Here is a 14,938-nt window from a genome sequence, read left to right as displayed (position 1 = left end):
TGCGGCCCGTCCCGAAACACTTTTCGGATGGGTTTCAATTATGCAGGCGGGTAAAAGCATTGATACTCTTACGGTCGCTTCCTCAATGGAACTGAGCAAGGACGAACCAACACCGAAGCGGGGCTTCTTTCGGCTGTCGCGCAAGGCGGCTCCTTACCTTTTCCTTGCGCCCTATCTCCTTCTGTTCCTGGTTTTCGGGCTCTTTCCCTTGCTCTTTTCCATCTACCTCTCCTTTCATTCGTGGAATCCGGTCGAAGGTCTCGAGGCGATGGAGTACGTAGGGTTTGAGAATTTCAAGACGGCCCTGACCGACCCGTGGATGTGGACCGCTCTGAAAAACACGGTTTTCATGGGCCTCTACGCTGGGCTTTCCCAGCATCTTATCGCGATTCCCGCCGCCTGCGTCCTGGTATCTTTCGGTGGACGAATCCGGCACGTGCTGACTTCGGCCTACTTTCTTCCCTACATCACCTCGGGTATCGCTGTTTCCCTGATCTTCTTCCAAATGTACGCCCCGCAGTCCGGCATCATCAATCAGACCCTTCTGCTCCTCGCGGATTCGAAGTGGGCCGGCTGGGCTTTCACCTGGGTCCATGACGCGATGCCCATTCGCTGGCTTGAGGACGTGGCTCTGATTCAGCCGTCGATTTCCTTCGTCGTCTTTTGGAAGTTCACCGGCTTCAATATCGTCCTTTATTCCACCGGCCTCATGACCATCCCCAAAGATCTTTATGAAGCCGCACGCATTGATGGCGCCGGAGCATTCAAACGATTCTGGCACATATCACTGCCTCTTTTACGACCATTCATCTTCTTTGCTGTGACGCTCACTCTGATTGGACAGCTTCAGCTCTTCGAAGAACCCTACGTCCTGACCCGGGGACTCGGTGGACCTTCGCAGTCCGGCCTGACGATCACCGCTTATCTGATGCGGATCGGTTGGGAGTGGTACGAGATGGGAACGGCCTCGGCCTTGGCCTGGCTCCTGTTCCTTCTGATCAGTGTTCTGACGGCACTCCAATTTATTTTCTTCGGGAAAAAGGGGTTGCGCAATGATCACTGAACTTGAACGCGCGGAACTCGAAAGGGCCGAACGCCTCGATCGCGTGAAGGTCGCCATACAAAAAACGCTGCTCGTCATCCTGATGATCTTTTCTATCATCGCCGCGATCATGACCGTGTTTCCCTTCGTGTGGTCGGCGATTCTCGCGACCCATGATCGCAGCACGATCTTCGGCGGGGGCATTCCCCTTTATATCGGCGACCATCTGGGAGCGAATTACGACAAGCTGATGGAAATGCTCCCCTTCTGGCGAGCCATGGCCAACAGCTTTTTCATCGCCATCATGGGAACCAGCGTCTCCCTTCTGTTCTGCAGCCTCGGCGGCTATGCCTTCGGTGTGTATGAATTCAAGGGAAAAAACGCTCTTTTCTCGTTCATGCTGGCGACCATGATGATACCGCCCGTGGTGGGCCTCATTCCTTTCTATCTGATCGTGAAGATGCTGGGGCTTTTGGATACTTTGACTTCGGTGTGGCTGCCGTTCACCGCGACGCCGTTCGGGATCTTCCTCGTGCGGCAGTATGTGGTGTCGTCGATTCCGAAGGAGCTTCTGGAAGCCGCGAAACTTGATGGTGCCGGTGAGTTCCGGACCTATTGGAGCGTTGTGCTGCCTCTTCTCAAGCCTTCGCTCGCGACGCTCGGCATCGTGCAGTTCGTATTCTTCTGGAACAATTTCCTGACGCCTTTGATCGCCTTGAACAGTCAGGAGAAGTACGTTGTGACTTTGGCCCTGCGCAGTATCCAGAACAATCCGAACGCGCCCTGGGGAGCCGTGATGCTGGGAACCACCATCGCGATTCTGCCGCTGCTCGTGTTCTATATGTTTGCATCAAAGAGAATCATCGCCGGCCTGACCAGCGGCGCTGTGAAAACTTAAGGGGGCACACCATGGCTCGCGTTAAACTTGAATCCGTCAACAAATGGTATGGGAAGACCCATATCGTGAAAGATTTGAACCTTGATATCGCCGATGGTGAGTTCATCGTGTTCCTCGGCCCCAGCGGTTGCGGCAAATCCACGACGCTGCGCATGATCGCAGGACTTGAAGACATCACGAGCGGCTCGGTTTATATCGGCAATCGCCTCGTGAACCATGTGGAAGCCAAGGACAGAAACCTGGCTATGGTCTTTCAATCCTATGCGCTCTATCCCCACATGTCCGTTTACGAAAACATCTCCTTTGCCCTGCGTATCGCCGGCATGAGCAAGTCCGAAATCGACACCAAAGTCCGGACTGCGGCCGGCATGCTGGAGCTGACTGAGCTTTTGAATCGCAAGCCTTCGCAGCTCTCCGGTGGACAAAGGCAAAGGGTGGCCATGGGCCGCGCGATGGTGCGCAATCCCCAGCTCTTCCTCTTCGATGAACCGCTTTCCAACCTTGACACCAAACTGCGGGCGCAGATGCGGGACGAACTCAAGAGCATCCATCAGAAGCTGAAGACCACCACGATTTATGTCACGCACGATCAGATCGAGGCCATGACCCTGGCCGATCGCATTGTGATCATGCGGGACGGGATCGTGGAGCAGATCGGTACGCCGACGGACGTCTTCCTTCATCCTGCCAATACCTTCGTCGCGGGCTTCATCGGCAGCCCTGCTATGAATTTCTTCGATGCCATCGTCGCGGAACGTGATGGCACCTGCTTTGTCGAAGCCGGATCCATTCGGGTTCCGGTGCCCACGCGCCTGAAGCCCAGACTGAAACCTGGGGTTCCGGTGACGGCAGGACTCAGACCGAGTGATATCGGCCTGGGTGACAGCGGGCCGGGCCAAAGGGCTCTTTTGCAATCGCAGGTCGTCGCGACCGAGATTCACGGTTCCGAAGTGATGATCAAAGCCAAAGCTGGAGACAACGCTTTCAATTTCCATGTGCCGCTCACGCAGCGGCCTGAATTGGGGCGGACCGTTCAGTGCTCCTTTGATTTGGATACGCTTCATCTTTTTGACAAACAAAGCGGGCAGTCCTTGGCAAGCCTCAATTAGGCTGCTGCCCTTTTCAAACAGTTGCACACGGGATCGCTTTCTTAAGTGACCCGTTTGGCCGGGCTTTGCCAATTTTATACTTTAGTAACGTTCAGGAGGAGTTCATGCAAACCAAACTTATGACCGCTTGTTTCTGTCTGCTTACCGCGAGTGCGGCTGCAGCGCAGGACAGCAAATCATCATCGACCTTCATCGGCTATTTCCGCAGCACACTGGGTGGCGCTGAAGCTGGCGCTCCGATGCCAGCGTTCCAGGCACCCGGTTCTGCCGCCAAGTATCGTCTTGGCAACGAGAACGACACCGTGTTTGAAGCGGGCATTGACCACCGCCTCGCGCAACCCGCTGGAGCACCGGCAGGCAGCTATCTGCAGGCCGTCTTCATGCTGAATGGCTATGCCGCGATCGGGAACAGCTCGGATCTGAATGGTGCGGGCATCGTTCAGGCCTATGTGAAGATGTCCCGTTATCTCGGGGATTTCGATATCTGGGCCGGCCGCCGCTATTATCAAAGACAGCAGTTCAATATGAACGATTACTTCTGGCTGAACACAGCGCAGGGTGCTCATATTGGTGCGGGTATCGAAGATTTGCCGCTGGGCCCCGGAAGATTTGATTTGGCCGTCCAAGGTTACGAAGATCCCAACGTCAACTCCACGGTCACGCCTGGAACCTCGGGAACCCTTCATTCCCGCATGCTCGAAGCTCGCTATCGCGACATCGTGCTCAGTGAAGGCATGAAGCTGAATACTTTCCTTTCTTACACCGCGCGTCCCGAAGATACGGCGCTGGGTTACAAGAGCGAAGACGGCACTGCAGGCGCAGCCTGGTTGAATATGAATATCGGCAGGAGCAGCAACGTTCTGATGGCGATCTATCGTCAGGGTCTGGGTATCGCTCAGGCGCCCACCAACGCGCGGCCCATCCGCGAAGACTCGGGTTCAGGTTATGACCTGAGCAAAGCCAAGGTTTGGGAAGTTGCTGACAACTACCAGATCAATGTCGACGAGTACGCCTTCGAACTTATGCTTCTGACTCATCAGGAAGAGACGGGCAAGGACGGTGTGAAAGGTGACAAGATTCAGTGGAACAGCGCCGGTGTGCGTCCCGTCTATTACCTGACGAAATCCACGAGTCTCGCTCTGGAAGTCGGCCTTGATCAGGTGAAGAACGAGATCACAGATCGCTCGGGATCGGTGACGAAAAGCACGCTCGCTTATCAGATCACCCCGGAAAACCTTTACTGGTCACGCCCCACCATTCGCCTGTTCGCAACCCAGGCGTCCTGGTCGGATGACTTCAAAGGTCTGGTCGGTGGATCGACCTATGCGAACAAAAGCAAGGGCTGGAGTGGTGGCATCCAAACCGAAGTTTGGTGGTGATCACGTCTGAGGCCTGATGCTCCAGGAAGGATCAGGCTGCCTGAGCCTTGCGGAATTTTAAGACGAATGTCGTCCCATGATCGGAAGGAAAGTGCTTCTGGTCACGGGACAGGCATTCAATGCGTCCCCCAAAGCGGTCCATGAGCGCCTTGGTGATGGGAAGTCCAAAGCCGGTTCCTCGCTCCCCGCGTGTACCCACTCCAGTCGTGGGGCTTCTTTTGTCAAAGATGTGAGGGATGGCGTCCTCGGTCATGCCTATTCCGTAGTCACGGACTCTCAGAACCACGAATTCTTCTTCCTCATCGACGGAGCAGACAATCTTCTGGTTCTCCTGCGAGAATTTGATCGCATTCGAAATCAGGTTATTGACGATGCTGTTGCCAAGCGAGGTTTCTTCCGCCTGGACCCAGGTATTGATGCGATCAGGAACCGAAAATTCCAAAGTAAGGTTCTTCTCGGCCAGTCTTTCAGCGAAGGTCACCTTTGCCTGTTCGAAGATGTCTTTGAGGTTGACGGGCTGAATCTTGACCGCTTTCTTACCGCTGTCGATGGCTTCAAAATCCCGAACGCTGACGGTTATGGCCTCGATGGCTTTGAGTCCTTTCACGACCTTCGGAATATACGTCTCAGCATGGACTGGATCCTCGGCGATTTTTTCGCTGTAAAACACGGCCAGGGTTAAAGGGTTCACGATATCGTGACAGACGATGGAAACCAGGAGTGATTTATCCTGAGCGTATTGAGCGATGGTGGCATTCTGATTTTTCAACTCGATGTTCTGCTGCTCGACCGAATCGGAAAGTTTTTGAATGGATCGGGCGAACAGCAGGGATGCCGCAAGAGATGCCGTTCCCGTCAGAATCATCGAGATTATGGTGATCGCCTGGTAGTCGCCTGGATTGACCGGAATCGCCCGACCCACCCAGCCTTGCCCATAGCGAACGGCCATGGCCAAGAGCACCAGCGTAAGCGCGGTCCAGGCACCTCCTTGAAGAGATCCCAGCACATAGACAGCCACCAGCGCGTAAACAGGCACCCACATCAGGATCGTGTAAGGAAAGCCATGAAAAAGCGTGACCAGAGTCACCAGATTCAGGGCCGCCAGTCCCAAAAAAAGATGGGCCGCAGGCCTGTGATTTCGCGAAAATCGAAGCGTGACGAGAGTTACGATGCTCCCAAATATCTGCATGGGGTTAACCCAGAGGACATCAATGCCCAACTTCATGTTCGCGAAGATATAGACAGCGCTGATCAGGATATTGAAGTAACTGAAAGCTACGATGAGCCTTCTTTGTTGGAGGCGCGCCTGTTCGCTCGCTGGCAGGGGATGCCAGAAGTCTATGACTTTCATGACTCGAAATCCAACATGACGTCCTCTAACCGTACGCGCACAGTAAACGTGCACGCTTGCTTAGGGAATATCGGCAGAAACCCGCGAAAAGTAAACCTCTCGGAAAATAGCCCTTCCTTTTTCCGGAATTTAAACCTTTCGTTTAAACCACGGTATTCGCGATCGTTTTCAATTTTTTTAGATTTTTCATAAACGAAAGTCGATACGCAACGCATCTTGGCACCCAAGCTCAGACGTCACGGTTACCTAGTGGTGAACCCAAAACCGAAGACGAGGAGCTTTCCCATGACCCATGTCGTCATTTCAAAATTTTCAAAGGATCATTTTTATCACTATTTCAACCCGGGAAAACACCTGAACGATGCCGAGCTAGGTGATTTGCACAAAGCGATCCTGGGTATCAACGATCAGGCGAAAAGTCCCCTTGAGCATAAGCTCCTGGATCAAGCACCCGAAATGGTCGAACTTCGGGAACGCTATAGCAGCATGATCGTCTGCATCATCAAGGTGGATGGGGTCGACAGCGGCTTCCTCCTGAGCCCTATTTTGCAGCTGGGGACTCGCTGGATCGTGCACGCGGGCCTCGTCATGATCAACCACAACAAAGGCTCCAACCTTTTAGCCCTGGCCGGGACAGGCACGGCGAAGCTTGCCTACGAAAGGCTTGGGGCGTATTACAGCACGAATATATCAAGCACTCCATCCATCATTGAAAACTTTACGATGATGACCGCGGACTGCTGGCCGGGCCCCCAGGCGAACCTGATTCGGCCACCCCAGCATTATCGTGAGATTGCCAACGCGCTGGTGAACCGTTACGTGAAAAAGTATTTCCCCAATCCCGAGTCGATTCTGTTCGATGAGAAGCGCTTTGTGCTTCGCTCCGAATCCAGGAACATGGGCTTTAACACCGACTTTCGCCAGGTGTCCAAATCATCGTCGTTCCTTTATCTGAATTTCTGCTTCTGCTGGCTTGATTATCATAAGGAAGAGGACCTGCTTCAGGTCGGGATCATTGACAGCAAGGTCATCAAGAAAATGATGCTCTGGCGTTTTCTCTACGCGCTGAAACTTTCCAAAAATTCGCTCGTGGAGCGCTTTAAGAACATCGCGGCCAGCATAGCCCCGGCCGCCTATGGAAAAAACCAGGGGAGCATGAAATGATCAACTATTCAAGAAACTGGCTTTTTATTGAACCGGCAGAACAGCAGTCCCTGGCTGAACTTACCGTCTTCATCATGGGTGTCGGCATTGGCTCCGTATTTGCGGAATTGGCTTTACGCACGGGAATTCGAAAGTTCATTCTCGCCGATGGCGACACGGTGGATGCGAGCAACCTGAACCGTCAGAATTATACGAAGCTCGACATTGAAGAGTCCAAAGCGCATGCCTGTGCGGCTCGACTGCGGGCTATAGATCCTGATGTTCAGATTGAGGTCATCGACAGCTATCTGGATGAGGCCTCCATGAAGGCTTATATCCCCAAGGCCGATGTGGTGATCAATACAATCGACTTTGATTCGCCCGCCTTTCCCGTCGCCGGCCGCCTGTGCCGTGAGTATCGAAAGCTTGAGCTTTTTCCCATGAATTTGGGCTTTGGCAGTTCCGTCTGCGTTTTCCTGCCTGATAGTCCGACCTGGGAAACGTATTTTCCTGGGCAGGATCATGTCGCGCTCAAGAACAGCATCCTCATGCACATCGCCGGGAAGTGCGCTCATCCCTATCTGCATGAGGCCTTTGCACGCTATCAAGCAGGTGAGAGGAAGAGCTATGACCCCCAGCTCGCCGTTTCCTCGGCGATCTCATCGACTCTTATGATGGGGATCATTCTTCGGAAGATTAAGGGGAAGGCGATCCAGGAGTTTCCGGAGTTCTATCATCTGGACCCTTTTGAGTCCTGATGGAAATCGGAAAGTAAACCGCTGCAAGCTGAGGGCTGCAGCGGATCTGAATAGGCAATCTGACGTGATCGGAATTAGGGTCAATAGCGAGTCGGGCGATCAGCCCGGCTATCGCTTCGACATGCTAAAATCATTCCCGATTCGAATCAGGCTTCTTCCGTAGCCCCCGCCGCATCATTTCATCTTCACGAGCATCTTCGATCTCGTCGAGGACGGCTTTTACGTTCGCCTTCCGGCCACTTTCCTGAAACTGTCCCGTCAGAGGAGTATCCGGTTTCAGACGGCCGTTTTCAAAGTGCTTCCAGATTTCCTTCGCGTACCGGGTGTCAAGAATCTCGGGTGCCACGCGACCGAAATAGGCTGCGAGCTGATCCACATCGCGTTCAAAAAGGCCAAAAGCGTTGTTTGCGGTCGCCTGGATCGCCTGGGGAAGGTCGATGATGACGAGCCCGTCCTGCGAAACCAGCACATTGAATTCCGAGAGGTCACCATGAATCAAACCCGCACAGAGCATCTTCACGGTCTCGCGTACTAAAACAGAATGATAGTGGCGCGCAAGTTCCGGGGTCAGCTCAACATCGCTGAGGCGAGGTGCGGGCTGACCTTCCGCGTCGGTGATCATCTGGAGCAGCAGCACGCCTTCATAGTAGCCCAGCGGCTGCGGAACCCGGACGCCGGCGGCGGCCAGATGATAGAGCGCATCGACTTCCGTATTCTGCCATTCCGCTTCCCGCTCCTCACGACCATAGCGACTGCCGCTTTCCATGGCGCGGGCGCGGCGGGAACCGCGGACTTTGCGACCTTCGGTGTACTGGGTCTTCTGCTTGAAAGAACGGTTCTTCGCGTCCTTATAGATTTTCGCACAGCAGAGGCGCCCCTCGGCCTGAACGATATAAACCTCGGCTTCTTTGCCGCTCTGCAGCTGGCCGAGGACGTCCTCAATCATTTGAGCGTTCACGAGGGGTTGGAGGCGCTTTGGTATTTTCATAGGACTCGTATGTTTTTTTGGGGTCAAAAAAAGGCTACACACGAGTCATAGCATGAAATGCATTCGAGCGACAGTTGGCTCTGCACCTTCCCGAGCAGCCTGGGGGAAGACTATGTCAATTCAGGTCAGGTCCATCAGTAGGTTCCCGTGGCCGGGGCTTTCATACTGAGCATCAGAACATGGTCGATGATATGGATGATTCCATTGCTGCAGATCAGATTCGGTTTCACGACCTTGGCTCCGTTGATCGTGACCTTGGGCTTGGATACCACATGCAGACCGGAATCTGCCATGGTCTTCGTATCCTTGAGTTTGACGAAGTGATTGGAATCATATTTCTCCCGGACCACATGATTCCAAAGGATGCGCTGCAGATAGGGAATGTTTTTGAGCAAGGCTTCCATGCTGTGCGGGGGCATGCTGGCAAAGGCCTCATCGCTGGGTGCGAAGATGGTAAAGGGTCCGGCCTCGTTCAGGTCATCGACCAGACCTGCGGACTCAAGAGATTGGGCCAGAACTTTCAAATTCCCGATGCTGCCGATGGTCTCGATAATGGTTTTCATGGCTGCTGTCTCCGGCTCTGTTCACGATAGGGCAGCATAATACGATAGCCTCACGAAAGCGAAGAGTGTTTTGATACGAGAAAACACGCAGCCGGCGCTCATCCAGTTTTTTCTGAAAAAAGCCAGACCTTGTCCCCAATTCACTTTGGCGTCATAATCGCAAGGGTACACTCAGGAGAGATGGGATGGGTAACGGCTATTATGATGAAAAAATTGCCCAGCGCCAACGCGTTTGCTACAAGTGCCTCAGCTTCGTTACGCACGATAAAGTGGACGATAAACTTCTCGCGTGTCCACTCTGTGGCAATCGCATTGATGCACGTCCCTCCAATCGGGTGACTGCGATTCGCTCGGATGAGCTGCGCGAGATCATCGCCGCTCAAGTTCGGAACCGGAAGAAAACCTGAACAGCAAAAACTCTGCACTGTATCTTTTTTCCTGCATCCCGCCGCGAAAATCTTAAGTTTTTTCTCATCAAATTTTTTCTCTTGTTTTTTCTGACTCCGTGCTAAATTTATGGAGTCAGTTGAGCGGATCGTGTCAGCACTTTTCACAATCAATGAGTTGCCGGGAATGCAGGCAACAGAGGAATGATTATGCTTCGCCATGGGACAGATGATTTTTCTCGCCAGAATCTCAACAGATTTGCTTCGTATGAATCCGGTTTTTCTAAGGTTTCTCATTCAAGAGAAGTCTCCGTTGAAGACACGGCGGCAGCATTCGTGATTACGGTCAACTTCAGCCATCTGGATGAAACCAGTCTTGATCTTTGGGTTGAAGATCATCAACTGACACTGAGCGCTTATGAACGCGCGCCTGGTTCGTCGAAAGGCTGGAAGCCGGCGTGCTTTCTGAGCTCCTTCGATCTGCCGAGCGATATTGACGAAGATTCCATTAAAGCCGAGATCAAGGAAATGGAGCTTAAGATCCGCTTTCAAAAGGAAACGGTCAGCGCCTCGACTGCATTCTAAGGGAAAGCCGCATGGTTTCGGCCCGAAGCAGGGCCGAGCCTCCCCCCATATCATTGGGTTATGACTGGACCTCTCGGATTTTTTTTCAGGAAAGCCAAATCCCTCACTCCCATTCGCCTTCATATTTGCAGATTCCTGCCGACAACTTTCGTAAATCGAAATCCTCTCGGGAGCTGCCCATGCGAATCACTTTGAAACAAACGTTCCTTGCCTCGTCCCTGCTTTGCGGCCTTTTAACAGGAGCCTGCAAGAAAGACGATTCCACGACCAGCGACTCCAAAGAAACGGCGACCGGCACGTTACGGATATCGCTGGTGGCCGCGGGTGATGTTGCCGGCGCGGGAGCAGGTCTTCGCAGCCGCCTTGTGGATCCGGTCAACTTTTCCAACTATACGAACGGCCATATCGCAGCGGGAACGCCGGATTCCATGAAAGTCCTGATCACCAAAATGACTCTTTCCAAGGCCGATAACAGCAAAAACCTGCCGATTTTCAGCGATCCCGAGGGCAAAGCGATCGATATCAAAGGATCCAGCGTGGATGTCTCCAGCTTCTTCACGCGGATCGAATGCATTAAGCAGGACGGAACGGTCATAGATCCGCCCGAGGGCCAGACCTGCAAATGCGGGGTGAATGGCAATGGCGAGCTGATCCAGCAGGAAGAAGTCACCGCGGAAGATGGCACGAAATCCATGGCCTGTCCGCCTCTCAAGGAAGGGGAAACCCCTCCGTTTGGTGTGATGGAGGTGGATCAGGAAGGTGACTTTGATCAGCTGACTGTGGAGTATCTGAATAAGGGCGAGGCAAGAGGCTGCGTGTCTGGAAAATTCTCGTATGGTGCGACGACGTTCTGCACCAAAAGCGGTCAGGATTTGGACGCGGCCGGCAGCTTTACCAAGGCTGATTATCCATCCACCGGCGCAACAGCCGCGACCATCTATTGGTCGAAAGAGGGCAAGAGCACGAATGCCAGCTTTTCCAAGACCTATCCCATCGGCTCGACGATCAGCATCACAGCCGATGGAGAATCTCCGAAGCTGACGATGGTGATCGACCAGGGCCGCATGCTTCGCTTTTTTGATGGAGAAACATCCCAGGGTCCGAACCCGATGCCCGGACTGCCCGGGAATAAGGCCTACTTTTTCTCGACCGTCTTTGAAGATTCCACCTTCGTCTTCGTCGGACAGCCGGGCGGCATCCGTGGCTACCGTTATGGTCTGCGTGCGATCAAAGATAAGAGCATGACCGACGCCGTGCCGGCCCAGGGAAGCCTGACCTGCACGCCTACGGTTGATGACTGCAACTATGTGAATGGCTGGCTGACCGTAATCGAGGATCCGAGCGGCAAACCGCTGGCCATCAGTGTCATGCCGGATGATGACAATGCCTGGACCATCATGAAGGGAGGCAACTACGATAGCGCGAATCCAGGCGCGATCAAGAGTTCGGATCTGACCGTGAATGCAGATGGAACCTGGACGCTCACCTATAATCTTTTGGATCCAGACGGCAGCGGCCTCGTAGGAACCATCTATAAGCTCGATCCGACGGCGGCCGTGGACAGCACGCAAACCCTGGAGTTTTCGGCGAAAAATGCCAGCTCCGCGGGGCAGTTCAACACCTGGGGCGCGATCACCCTGCAGCGGGGTCTCTGAAGAAAGCGGGCCGGCATGATCACCGGTCCACCCGCACCAGCTCTGAAAAACGAATGTGAGAGTGCATGAAGAGCCAGGGCATCCTGTCCTGGCTTTTTGCTGTCCTGGCTTTTTGCTGTCCTGGCCTTTTGCTGTCCTTAGCTCATTGCTTCCACGACCCTCCTGATGTTACAAACGATGGCCTGCTGTTGTTCACCTTCATGGGGGTTTGCCATGCCGATTCGAATGAAACAGCTGATGGCCTGCGCTGTGGTTCTCGCTTCTCACAAGGCGCCTGCGCTGCCTTCCAGCGCTGACGTGAAAAAGCGTATAGAAAAGACCAGTCCGTCGACTCCGAAGAGCCTTCAGCTGACCATCATAGGCGACAGTATTTCTGCAGGCGCTCTGGCGGGAACCAGGCTCGGCTCGCCATCGCCGGAGCTGATCGCAGGTATCGTCGGGGCTGTTCTTACCCGGGATATCGGCGAGTTTTTGAACGCCACGCTGAATCCCCAGGCGGCCTATCCAGAAGGTGACGGGAGCTGGAGCCTTCGAGCCCAGCTTCTCGCTCAAAAAGGGCTGTCTCCCGCGAACCTGACTCTGAATAATGAGTCCGCACCTGGGCGCATGATGAGTCAAGTCACAGCGCCTTTTGTTCAGCGGATGAAAAGCGCCAGCAAGAAAGAGGCGGAGCAGGTCATCCTTCTGATGCTCGGCAGCAACGATTTTTGTCAGGGCAAAAGCCCGGATGACTTTCTAAAAGCGACAGCGGGCGCGCTGAAACTTTTGAAAGCTGAATTTCCCAAGGCTCAATTATTTATGGCCGCCGTTCCTCCGATCGATCAGCTTAAAAAACTTGGAGCCGAACCCCTCTTGGGCCAGGTGACCTGCGAAAGCGTGCAAAGGCTTTACTGCGACCGCATTTATGCGGACAATGCGGGCGCTATTCTTCAGGACTATAATGAGGGGCTCAAAAAACTGGTCACCGAATCCAAGGACAAGGACACTCGCATGAAATTCATCAGCCTGCCGAAGGACCTGACCATCGACAAGTCCCTCCTTGCCGCTGACTGCTTTCATCCGGGCGTCGATGGGCATAAAAAACTCGCCGCGACGCTGGCTCCCCAGATGATAGAGGCTTCAGGATCGACGCCTTAAGCAGATTTCGTCCCATTTATCCCGAAGCGCGAGGCAACGATCCAGGTCCAGGCTTAAAGCCAGTCCCTCCGTGGTGACCGGATCGAAACCGCATTCGATCAGCAGCATGGGATTGAGCAGTCCACAGTGCCCGATCCATCTCCACCCGCCGCAGTAGGCTTCAAGACCCTGGCTATAAACCAGATAAGGCTGGCTCGTGCGACGAGTGCGAAGGCGCATGCCGCGAGGCAGAATGCCTGCAGCTGCTTCCCGAAGATCATCGAGTGAGCTGAGGGGAATGTTCTGAGCCGTCAGACGCCATAGGGCGATTTCATTGCGCGGCTGCAGGAGACCGGCGGCATCATGCGGATAAACGAGACCAGGACAGACGAGAAGCAGGTCTTCAGGCGGATTTTTTGCGAGTGTTTTCAGAAAAGGGGTGATGGAATCCGCCATCTGCCGCCGCAGAATGCGATCAGGCGCGACAAGGTTATGACGATGCTCCTCTTCACTGACATGCCGGGGGCTGCAGGAATGCGCGTAGAGTTCTTTAAGAGCCAGCATGGGATGAAGGTTGAGCTGCAGGGACTGGCAGGGCCAGAGGTTTAAAATATGAGTGCGCAGCTGCTGAATCATAGGATCAAGATGGATCGGATCACGTGATTCCATGGAAATCTCCGGACGTTGAAGTGCCCTTTGGAAATTTTCCCCTGGACCTGATTCTTCAGAAGAGTGAGCGTGAACACCGCTGTAACGACTCTTCCCCCGCAACCAATGGATTGGTCCAGGGGCACATAAAGTAGCGATGAGGCAGGCGAAGAAGCAAAGCGTGAAGCCTTTACGCAAAGTGTCCAGAAATTCTCTAGCACAGGCTTCTGGGCAAGGCTTTATGTCAAACTGACTTTTAAGGGCGCGTCCTACCGAAGCGGATCCTTGGCTTCACCTGGGCGGGCAAATACAGTATATTTCCCGGCCACTGTGAGCTTTTTCCTGTTCGATAGAAGGGCTGGACCATGTCGCGACTTCTTTGCCTGACCTGCCGCAAGGCGGAAATCATGTGCTATTGCAAGGACATCGAGCCTTTCAGTAGCCAGCCGCAGTTCGTTATTCTTTTGCATCCCAAGGAGTCGCGCAAAGCCATCAATACGGGCCGCATGGCCTTTCTTCACCTGAAAAACGCGAGGCTCATGACCGACAGCAGCTTCGATGATCACGAGCCCCTGCAAAAACTCCTGAAAGATCCGGGAAAACGCTGCTTTCTGCTCTTCCCCGGCCCCATGGCCCAGGACATCGCCACCTGGCAGAAACCCGAGTCATCCGCGGCGCAGGAGGACGTTTTCATTATCCTGGATGCCACCTGGAGCATGGCCGGGTCGATGTATAGAAAGAGCCGGTGCCTTCAGGCTTTGCCCCAGGTCATGTTCCATCCGCCGAAGCCTTCGGAGTTTATCATTCGCAAGCAGCCGCACATCGACTGCTTTTCCACCATTGAAACGATTCATCACATCATCGAGCTGATGGGAACTCACCCATCGGGGGAGCATCATCGGCTTCTGCATGTTTTCCGAGATATGGTTCAAAAGCAGATAGATTTCGAGGTGAATGCCAAGGGCATCACGTGAAACCCTCGTTTTCCCCTTTGCGGACGCTTTCGATCGCGGCCGCAACCTGATCCGGATTACGTCTCTGAAATTCCTTATGCCGCATATCATCGCGATCGCTGGATTTGAACTCAGCCTTATGAGCGGCCGATCCGGTCGTGGCCGGCGCTGACTTGATGATACGCCGAAAACTGGAATCACCTTTTTTGCAGTTGGGACAAAGAGCCTCGGCATCCCAGCTGGATAGATCATTGATTTTGATCGTGGCTGTACCGGCATATCCGCATAAGGAGCAAGCAACATCATAGACTGGCATGGAACAATCCGCCTTTTCTTTCCTGGTTCCGACTGAGCATAGCACACT

Annotated in this window: 16 protein-coding genes; 11 read left to right on the top strand and 5 right to left on the bottom strand. The window is 53.8% G+C overall.

The features are described 5' to 3' along the window. Positions 1–85 precede the first annotated feature (85 nt). The 4 genes from VFO10_RS10685 to VFO10_RS10670 all read left to right on the top strand — a co-directional run bounded on the left by VFO10_RS10685 (position 86) and on the right by VFO10_RS10670 (position 4,428). Entirely contained in the window at positions 86–1,063 is a 978-nt protein-coding gene (locus VFO10_RS10685) for a sugar ABC transporter permease (protein ID WP_349259360.1), read from the top strand. Positions 1,064–1,145: 82 nt separating this feature from the next. Beyond that, positions 1,146–1,940: a carbohydrate ABC transporter permease gene (locus VFO10_RS10680; RefSeq protein WP_349259359.1), complete on the top strand. Its 795-nt coding sequence runs from the start codon at positions 1,146–1,148 to the stop codon at positions 1,938–1,940. 11 nt (positions 1,941–1,951) lie between these two features. Then, on the top strand, positions 1,952–3,049 hold the full coding sequence (locus VFO10_RS10675) for a sn-glycerol-3-phosphate ABC transporter ATP-binding protein UgpC (protein WP_325139852.1): 1,098 nt from the start codon (positions 1,952–1,954) through the stop codon (positions 3,047–3,049). Positions 3,050–3,153: 104 nt separating this feature from the next. Beyond that, on the top strand, positions 3,154–4,428 hold the full coding sequence (locus VFO10_RS10670) for a carbohydrate porin (RefSeq protein WP_325139851.1): 1,275 nt from the start codon (positions 3,154–3,156) through the stop codon (positions 4,426–4,428). A 31-nt stretch (positions 4,429–4,459) separates the two neighbouring features. Here VFO10_RS10670 and VFO10_RS10665 read toward each other — a convergent pair whose 3' ends face one another. Next, a complete protein-coding gene (locus VFO10_RS10665; RefSeq protein ID WP_325139848.1) occupies positions 4,460–5,779 on the bottom strand; it encodes a HAMP domain-containing sensor histidine kinase in 1,320 nt (439 codons plus the stop codon). Between the two features lie 285 nt (positions 5,780–6,064). Between VFO10_RS10665 and VFO10_RS10660 the strand changes: the two genes are divergently transcribed. Then, entirely contained in the window at positions 6,065–6,943 is an 879-nt protein-coding gene (locus VFO10_RS10660; RefSeq protein ID WP_325139846.1) for a hypothetical protein, read from the top strand. Beyond that, complete coding sequence (locus VFO10_RS10655) at positions 6,940–7,680, top strand: ThiF family adenylyltransferase (RefSeq protein ID WP_325139844.1); 741 nt, start codon at positions 6,940–6,942, stop codon at positions 7,678–7,680. Before VFO10_RS10660 ends, VFO10_RS10655 begins: the two co-directional genes overlap by 4 nt. 130 nt (positions 7,681–7,810) lie before the next feature. On the opposite strand, the gene VFO10_RS10650 is transcribed toward VFO10_RS10655, so the two are convergent. Next, positions 7,811–8,668, bottom strand: coding sequence for a PA4780 family RIO1-like protein kinase (locus VFO10_RS10650; RefSeq protein ID WP_325139843.1), 858 nt, complete (start codon positions 8,666–8,668; stop codon positions 7,811–7,813). 134 nt (positions 8,669–8,802) lie between these two features. Further along, positions 8,803–9,231: a fasciclin domain-containing protein gene (locus VFO10_RS10645; RefSeq protein ID WP_325139841.1), complete on the bottom strand. Its 429-nt coding sequence runs from the start codon at positions 9,229–9,231 to the stop codon at positions 8,803–8,805. Positions 9,232–9,416: 185 nt separating this feature from the next. On the opposite strand from VFO10_RS10645, the gene VFO10_RS10640 reads away from it, so the two are divergent. The 4 genes from VFO10_RS10640 to VFO10_RS10625 all read left to right on the top strand — a co-directional run bounded on the left by VFO10_RS10640 (position 9,417) and on the right by VFO10_RS10625 (position 12,994). After that, positions 9,417–9,638: a hypothetical protein gene (locus VFO10_RS10640; RefSeq protein WP_325139838.1), complete on the top strand. Its 222-nt coding sequence runs from the start codon at positions 9,417–9,419 to the stop codon at positions 9,636–9,638. Between the two features lie 189 nt (positions 9,639–9,827). After that, complete coding sequence (locus VFO10_RS10635) at positions 9,828–10,202, top strand: Hsp20/alpha crystallin family protein (protein ID WP_325139837.1); 375 nt, start codon at positions 9,828–9,830, stop codon at positions 10,200–10,202. A 179-nt stretch (positions 10,203–10,381) separates the two neighbouring features. Then, on the top strand, positions 10,382–11,857 hold the full coding sequence (locus VFO10_RS10630) for a hypothetical protein (RefSeq protein WP_325139835.1): 1,476 nt from the start codon (positions 10,382–10,384) through the stop codon (positions 11,855–11,857). 213 nt (positions 11,858–12,070) lie between these two features. Next, a complete protein-coding gene (locus VFO10_RS10625) occupies positions 12,071–12,994 on the top strand; it encodes an SGNH/GDSL hydrolase family protein (RefSeq protein WP_325139833.1) in 924 nt (307 codons plus the stop codon). Here the strand turns inward: VFO10_RS10625 and VFO10_RS10620 are convergent. Further along, positions 12,977–13,642: a hypothetical protein gene (locus tag VFO10_RS10620; protein ID WP_325139831.1), complete on the bottom strand. Its 666-nt coding sequence runs from the start codon at positions 13,640–13,642 to the stop codon at positions 12,977–12,979. The two genes, VFO10_RS10625 and VFO10_RS10620, sit on opposite strands and share 18 nt — an antisense overlap. Positions 13,643–13,986: 344 nt before the next feature. Here VFO10_RS10620 and VFO10_RS10615 point away from each other — a divergent pair, with 344 nt between their 5' ends. After that, on the top strand, positions 13,987–14,595 hold the full coding sequence (locus VFO10_RS10615) for a tRNA-uridine aminocarboxypropyltransferase (RefSeq protein ID WP_325139829.1): 609 nt from the start codon (positions 13,987–13,989) through the stop codon (positions 14,593–14,595). Here the strand turns inward: VFO10_RS10615 and VFO10_RS10610 are convergent. Next, positions 14,588–14,890: a hypothetical protein gene (locus VFO10_RS10610; protein WP_325139827.1), complete on the bottom strand. Its 303-nt coding sequence runs from the start codon at positions 14,888–14,890 to the stop codon at positions 14,588–14,590. The genes VFO10_RS10615 and VFO10_RS10610 overlap by 8 nt on opposite strands. Positions 14,891–14,938: the final 48 nt, after the last annotated feature.

It is taken from the genome of Oligoflexus sp. (assembly GCF_035712445.1).
Lineage (GTDB): Bacteria > Bdellovibrionota_B > Oligoflexia > Oligoflexales > Oligoflexaceae > Oligoflexus.
This window is presented reverse-complemented; position numbering and strand designations above follow the sequence as displayed.

What these genes read in the sequence shown, in the direction of transcription:
- VFO10_RS10635 (WP_325139837.1), top strand. Translation starts at nt 9,828, where the DNA reads ATGCTTCGCCATGGGACAGATGATTTTTCTCGCCAGAATCTCAACAGA.
- VFO10_RS10665 (WP_325139848.1), bottom strand. Translation starts at nt 5,779, where the DNA reads ATGAAAGTCATAGACTTCTGGCATCCCCTGCCAGCGAGCGAACAGGCG.
- VFO10_RS10655 (WP_325139844.1), top strand. Translation starts at nt 6,940, where the DNA reads ATGATCAACTATTCAAGAAACTGGCTTTTTATTGAACCGGCAGAACAG.
- VFO10_RS10670 (WP_325139851.1), top strand. Translation starts at nt 3,154, where the DNA reads ATGCAAACCAAACTTATGACCGCTTGTTTCTGTCTGCTTACCGCGAGT.
- VFO10_RS10610 (WP_325139827.1), bottom strand. Translation starts at nt 14,890, where the DNA reads ATGCCAGTCTATGATGTTGCTTGCTCCTTATGCGGATATGCCGGTACA.
- VFO10_RS10645 (WP_325139841.1), bottom strand. Translation starts at nt 9,231, where the DNA reads ATGAAAACCATTATCGAGACCATCGGCAGCATCGGGAATTTGAAAGTT.
- VFO10_RS10625 (WP_325139833.1), top strand. Translation starts at nt 12,071, where the DNA reads ATGCCGATTCGAATGAAACAGCTGATGGCCTGCGCTGTGGTTCTCGCT.
- VFO10_RS10660 (WP_325139846.1), top strand. Translation starts at nt 6,065, where the DNA reads ATGACCCATGTCGTCATTTCAAAATTTTCAAAGGATCATTTTTATCAC.
- VFO10_RS10615 (WP_325139829.1), top strand. Translation starts at nt 13,987, where the DNA reads ATGTCGCGACTTCTTTGCCTGACCTGCCGCAAGGCGGAAATCATGTGC.
- VFO10_RS10630 (WP_325139835.1), top strand. Translation starts at nt 10,382, where the DNA reads ATGCGAATCACTTTGAAACAAACGTTCCTTGCCTCGTCCCTGCTTTGC.
- VFO10_RS10640 (WP_325139838.1), top strand. Translation starts at nt 9,417, where the DNA reads ATGGGTAACGGCTATTATGATGAAAAAATTGCCCAGCGCCAACGCGTT.
- VFO10_RS10620 (WP_325139831.1), bottom strand. Translation starts at nt 13,642, where the DNA reads ATGGAATCACGTGATCCGATCCATCTTGATCCTATGATTCAGCAGCTG.
- VFO10_RS10685 (WP_349259360.1), top strand. Translation starts at nt 86, where the DNA reads ATGGAACTGAGCAAGGACGAACCAACACCGAAGCGGGGCTTCTTTCGG.
- VFO10_RS10650 (WP_325139843.1), bottom strand. Translation starts at nt 8,668, where the DNA reads ATGAAAATACCAAAGCGCCTCCAACCCCTCGTGAACGCTCAAATGATT.
- VFO10_RS10675 (WP_325139852.1), top strand. Translation starts at nt 1,952, where the DNA reads ATGGCTCGCGTTAAACTTGAATCCGTCAACAAATGGTATGGGAAGACC.
- VFO10_RS10680 (WP_349259359.1), top strand. Translation starts at nt 1,146, where the DNA reads ATGATCTTTTCTATCATCGCCGCGATCATGACCGTGTTTCCCTTCGTG.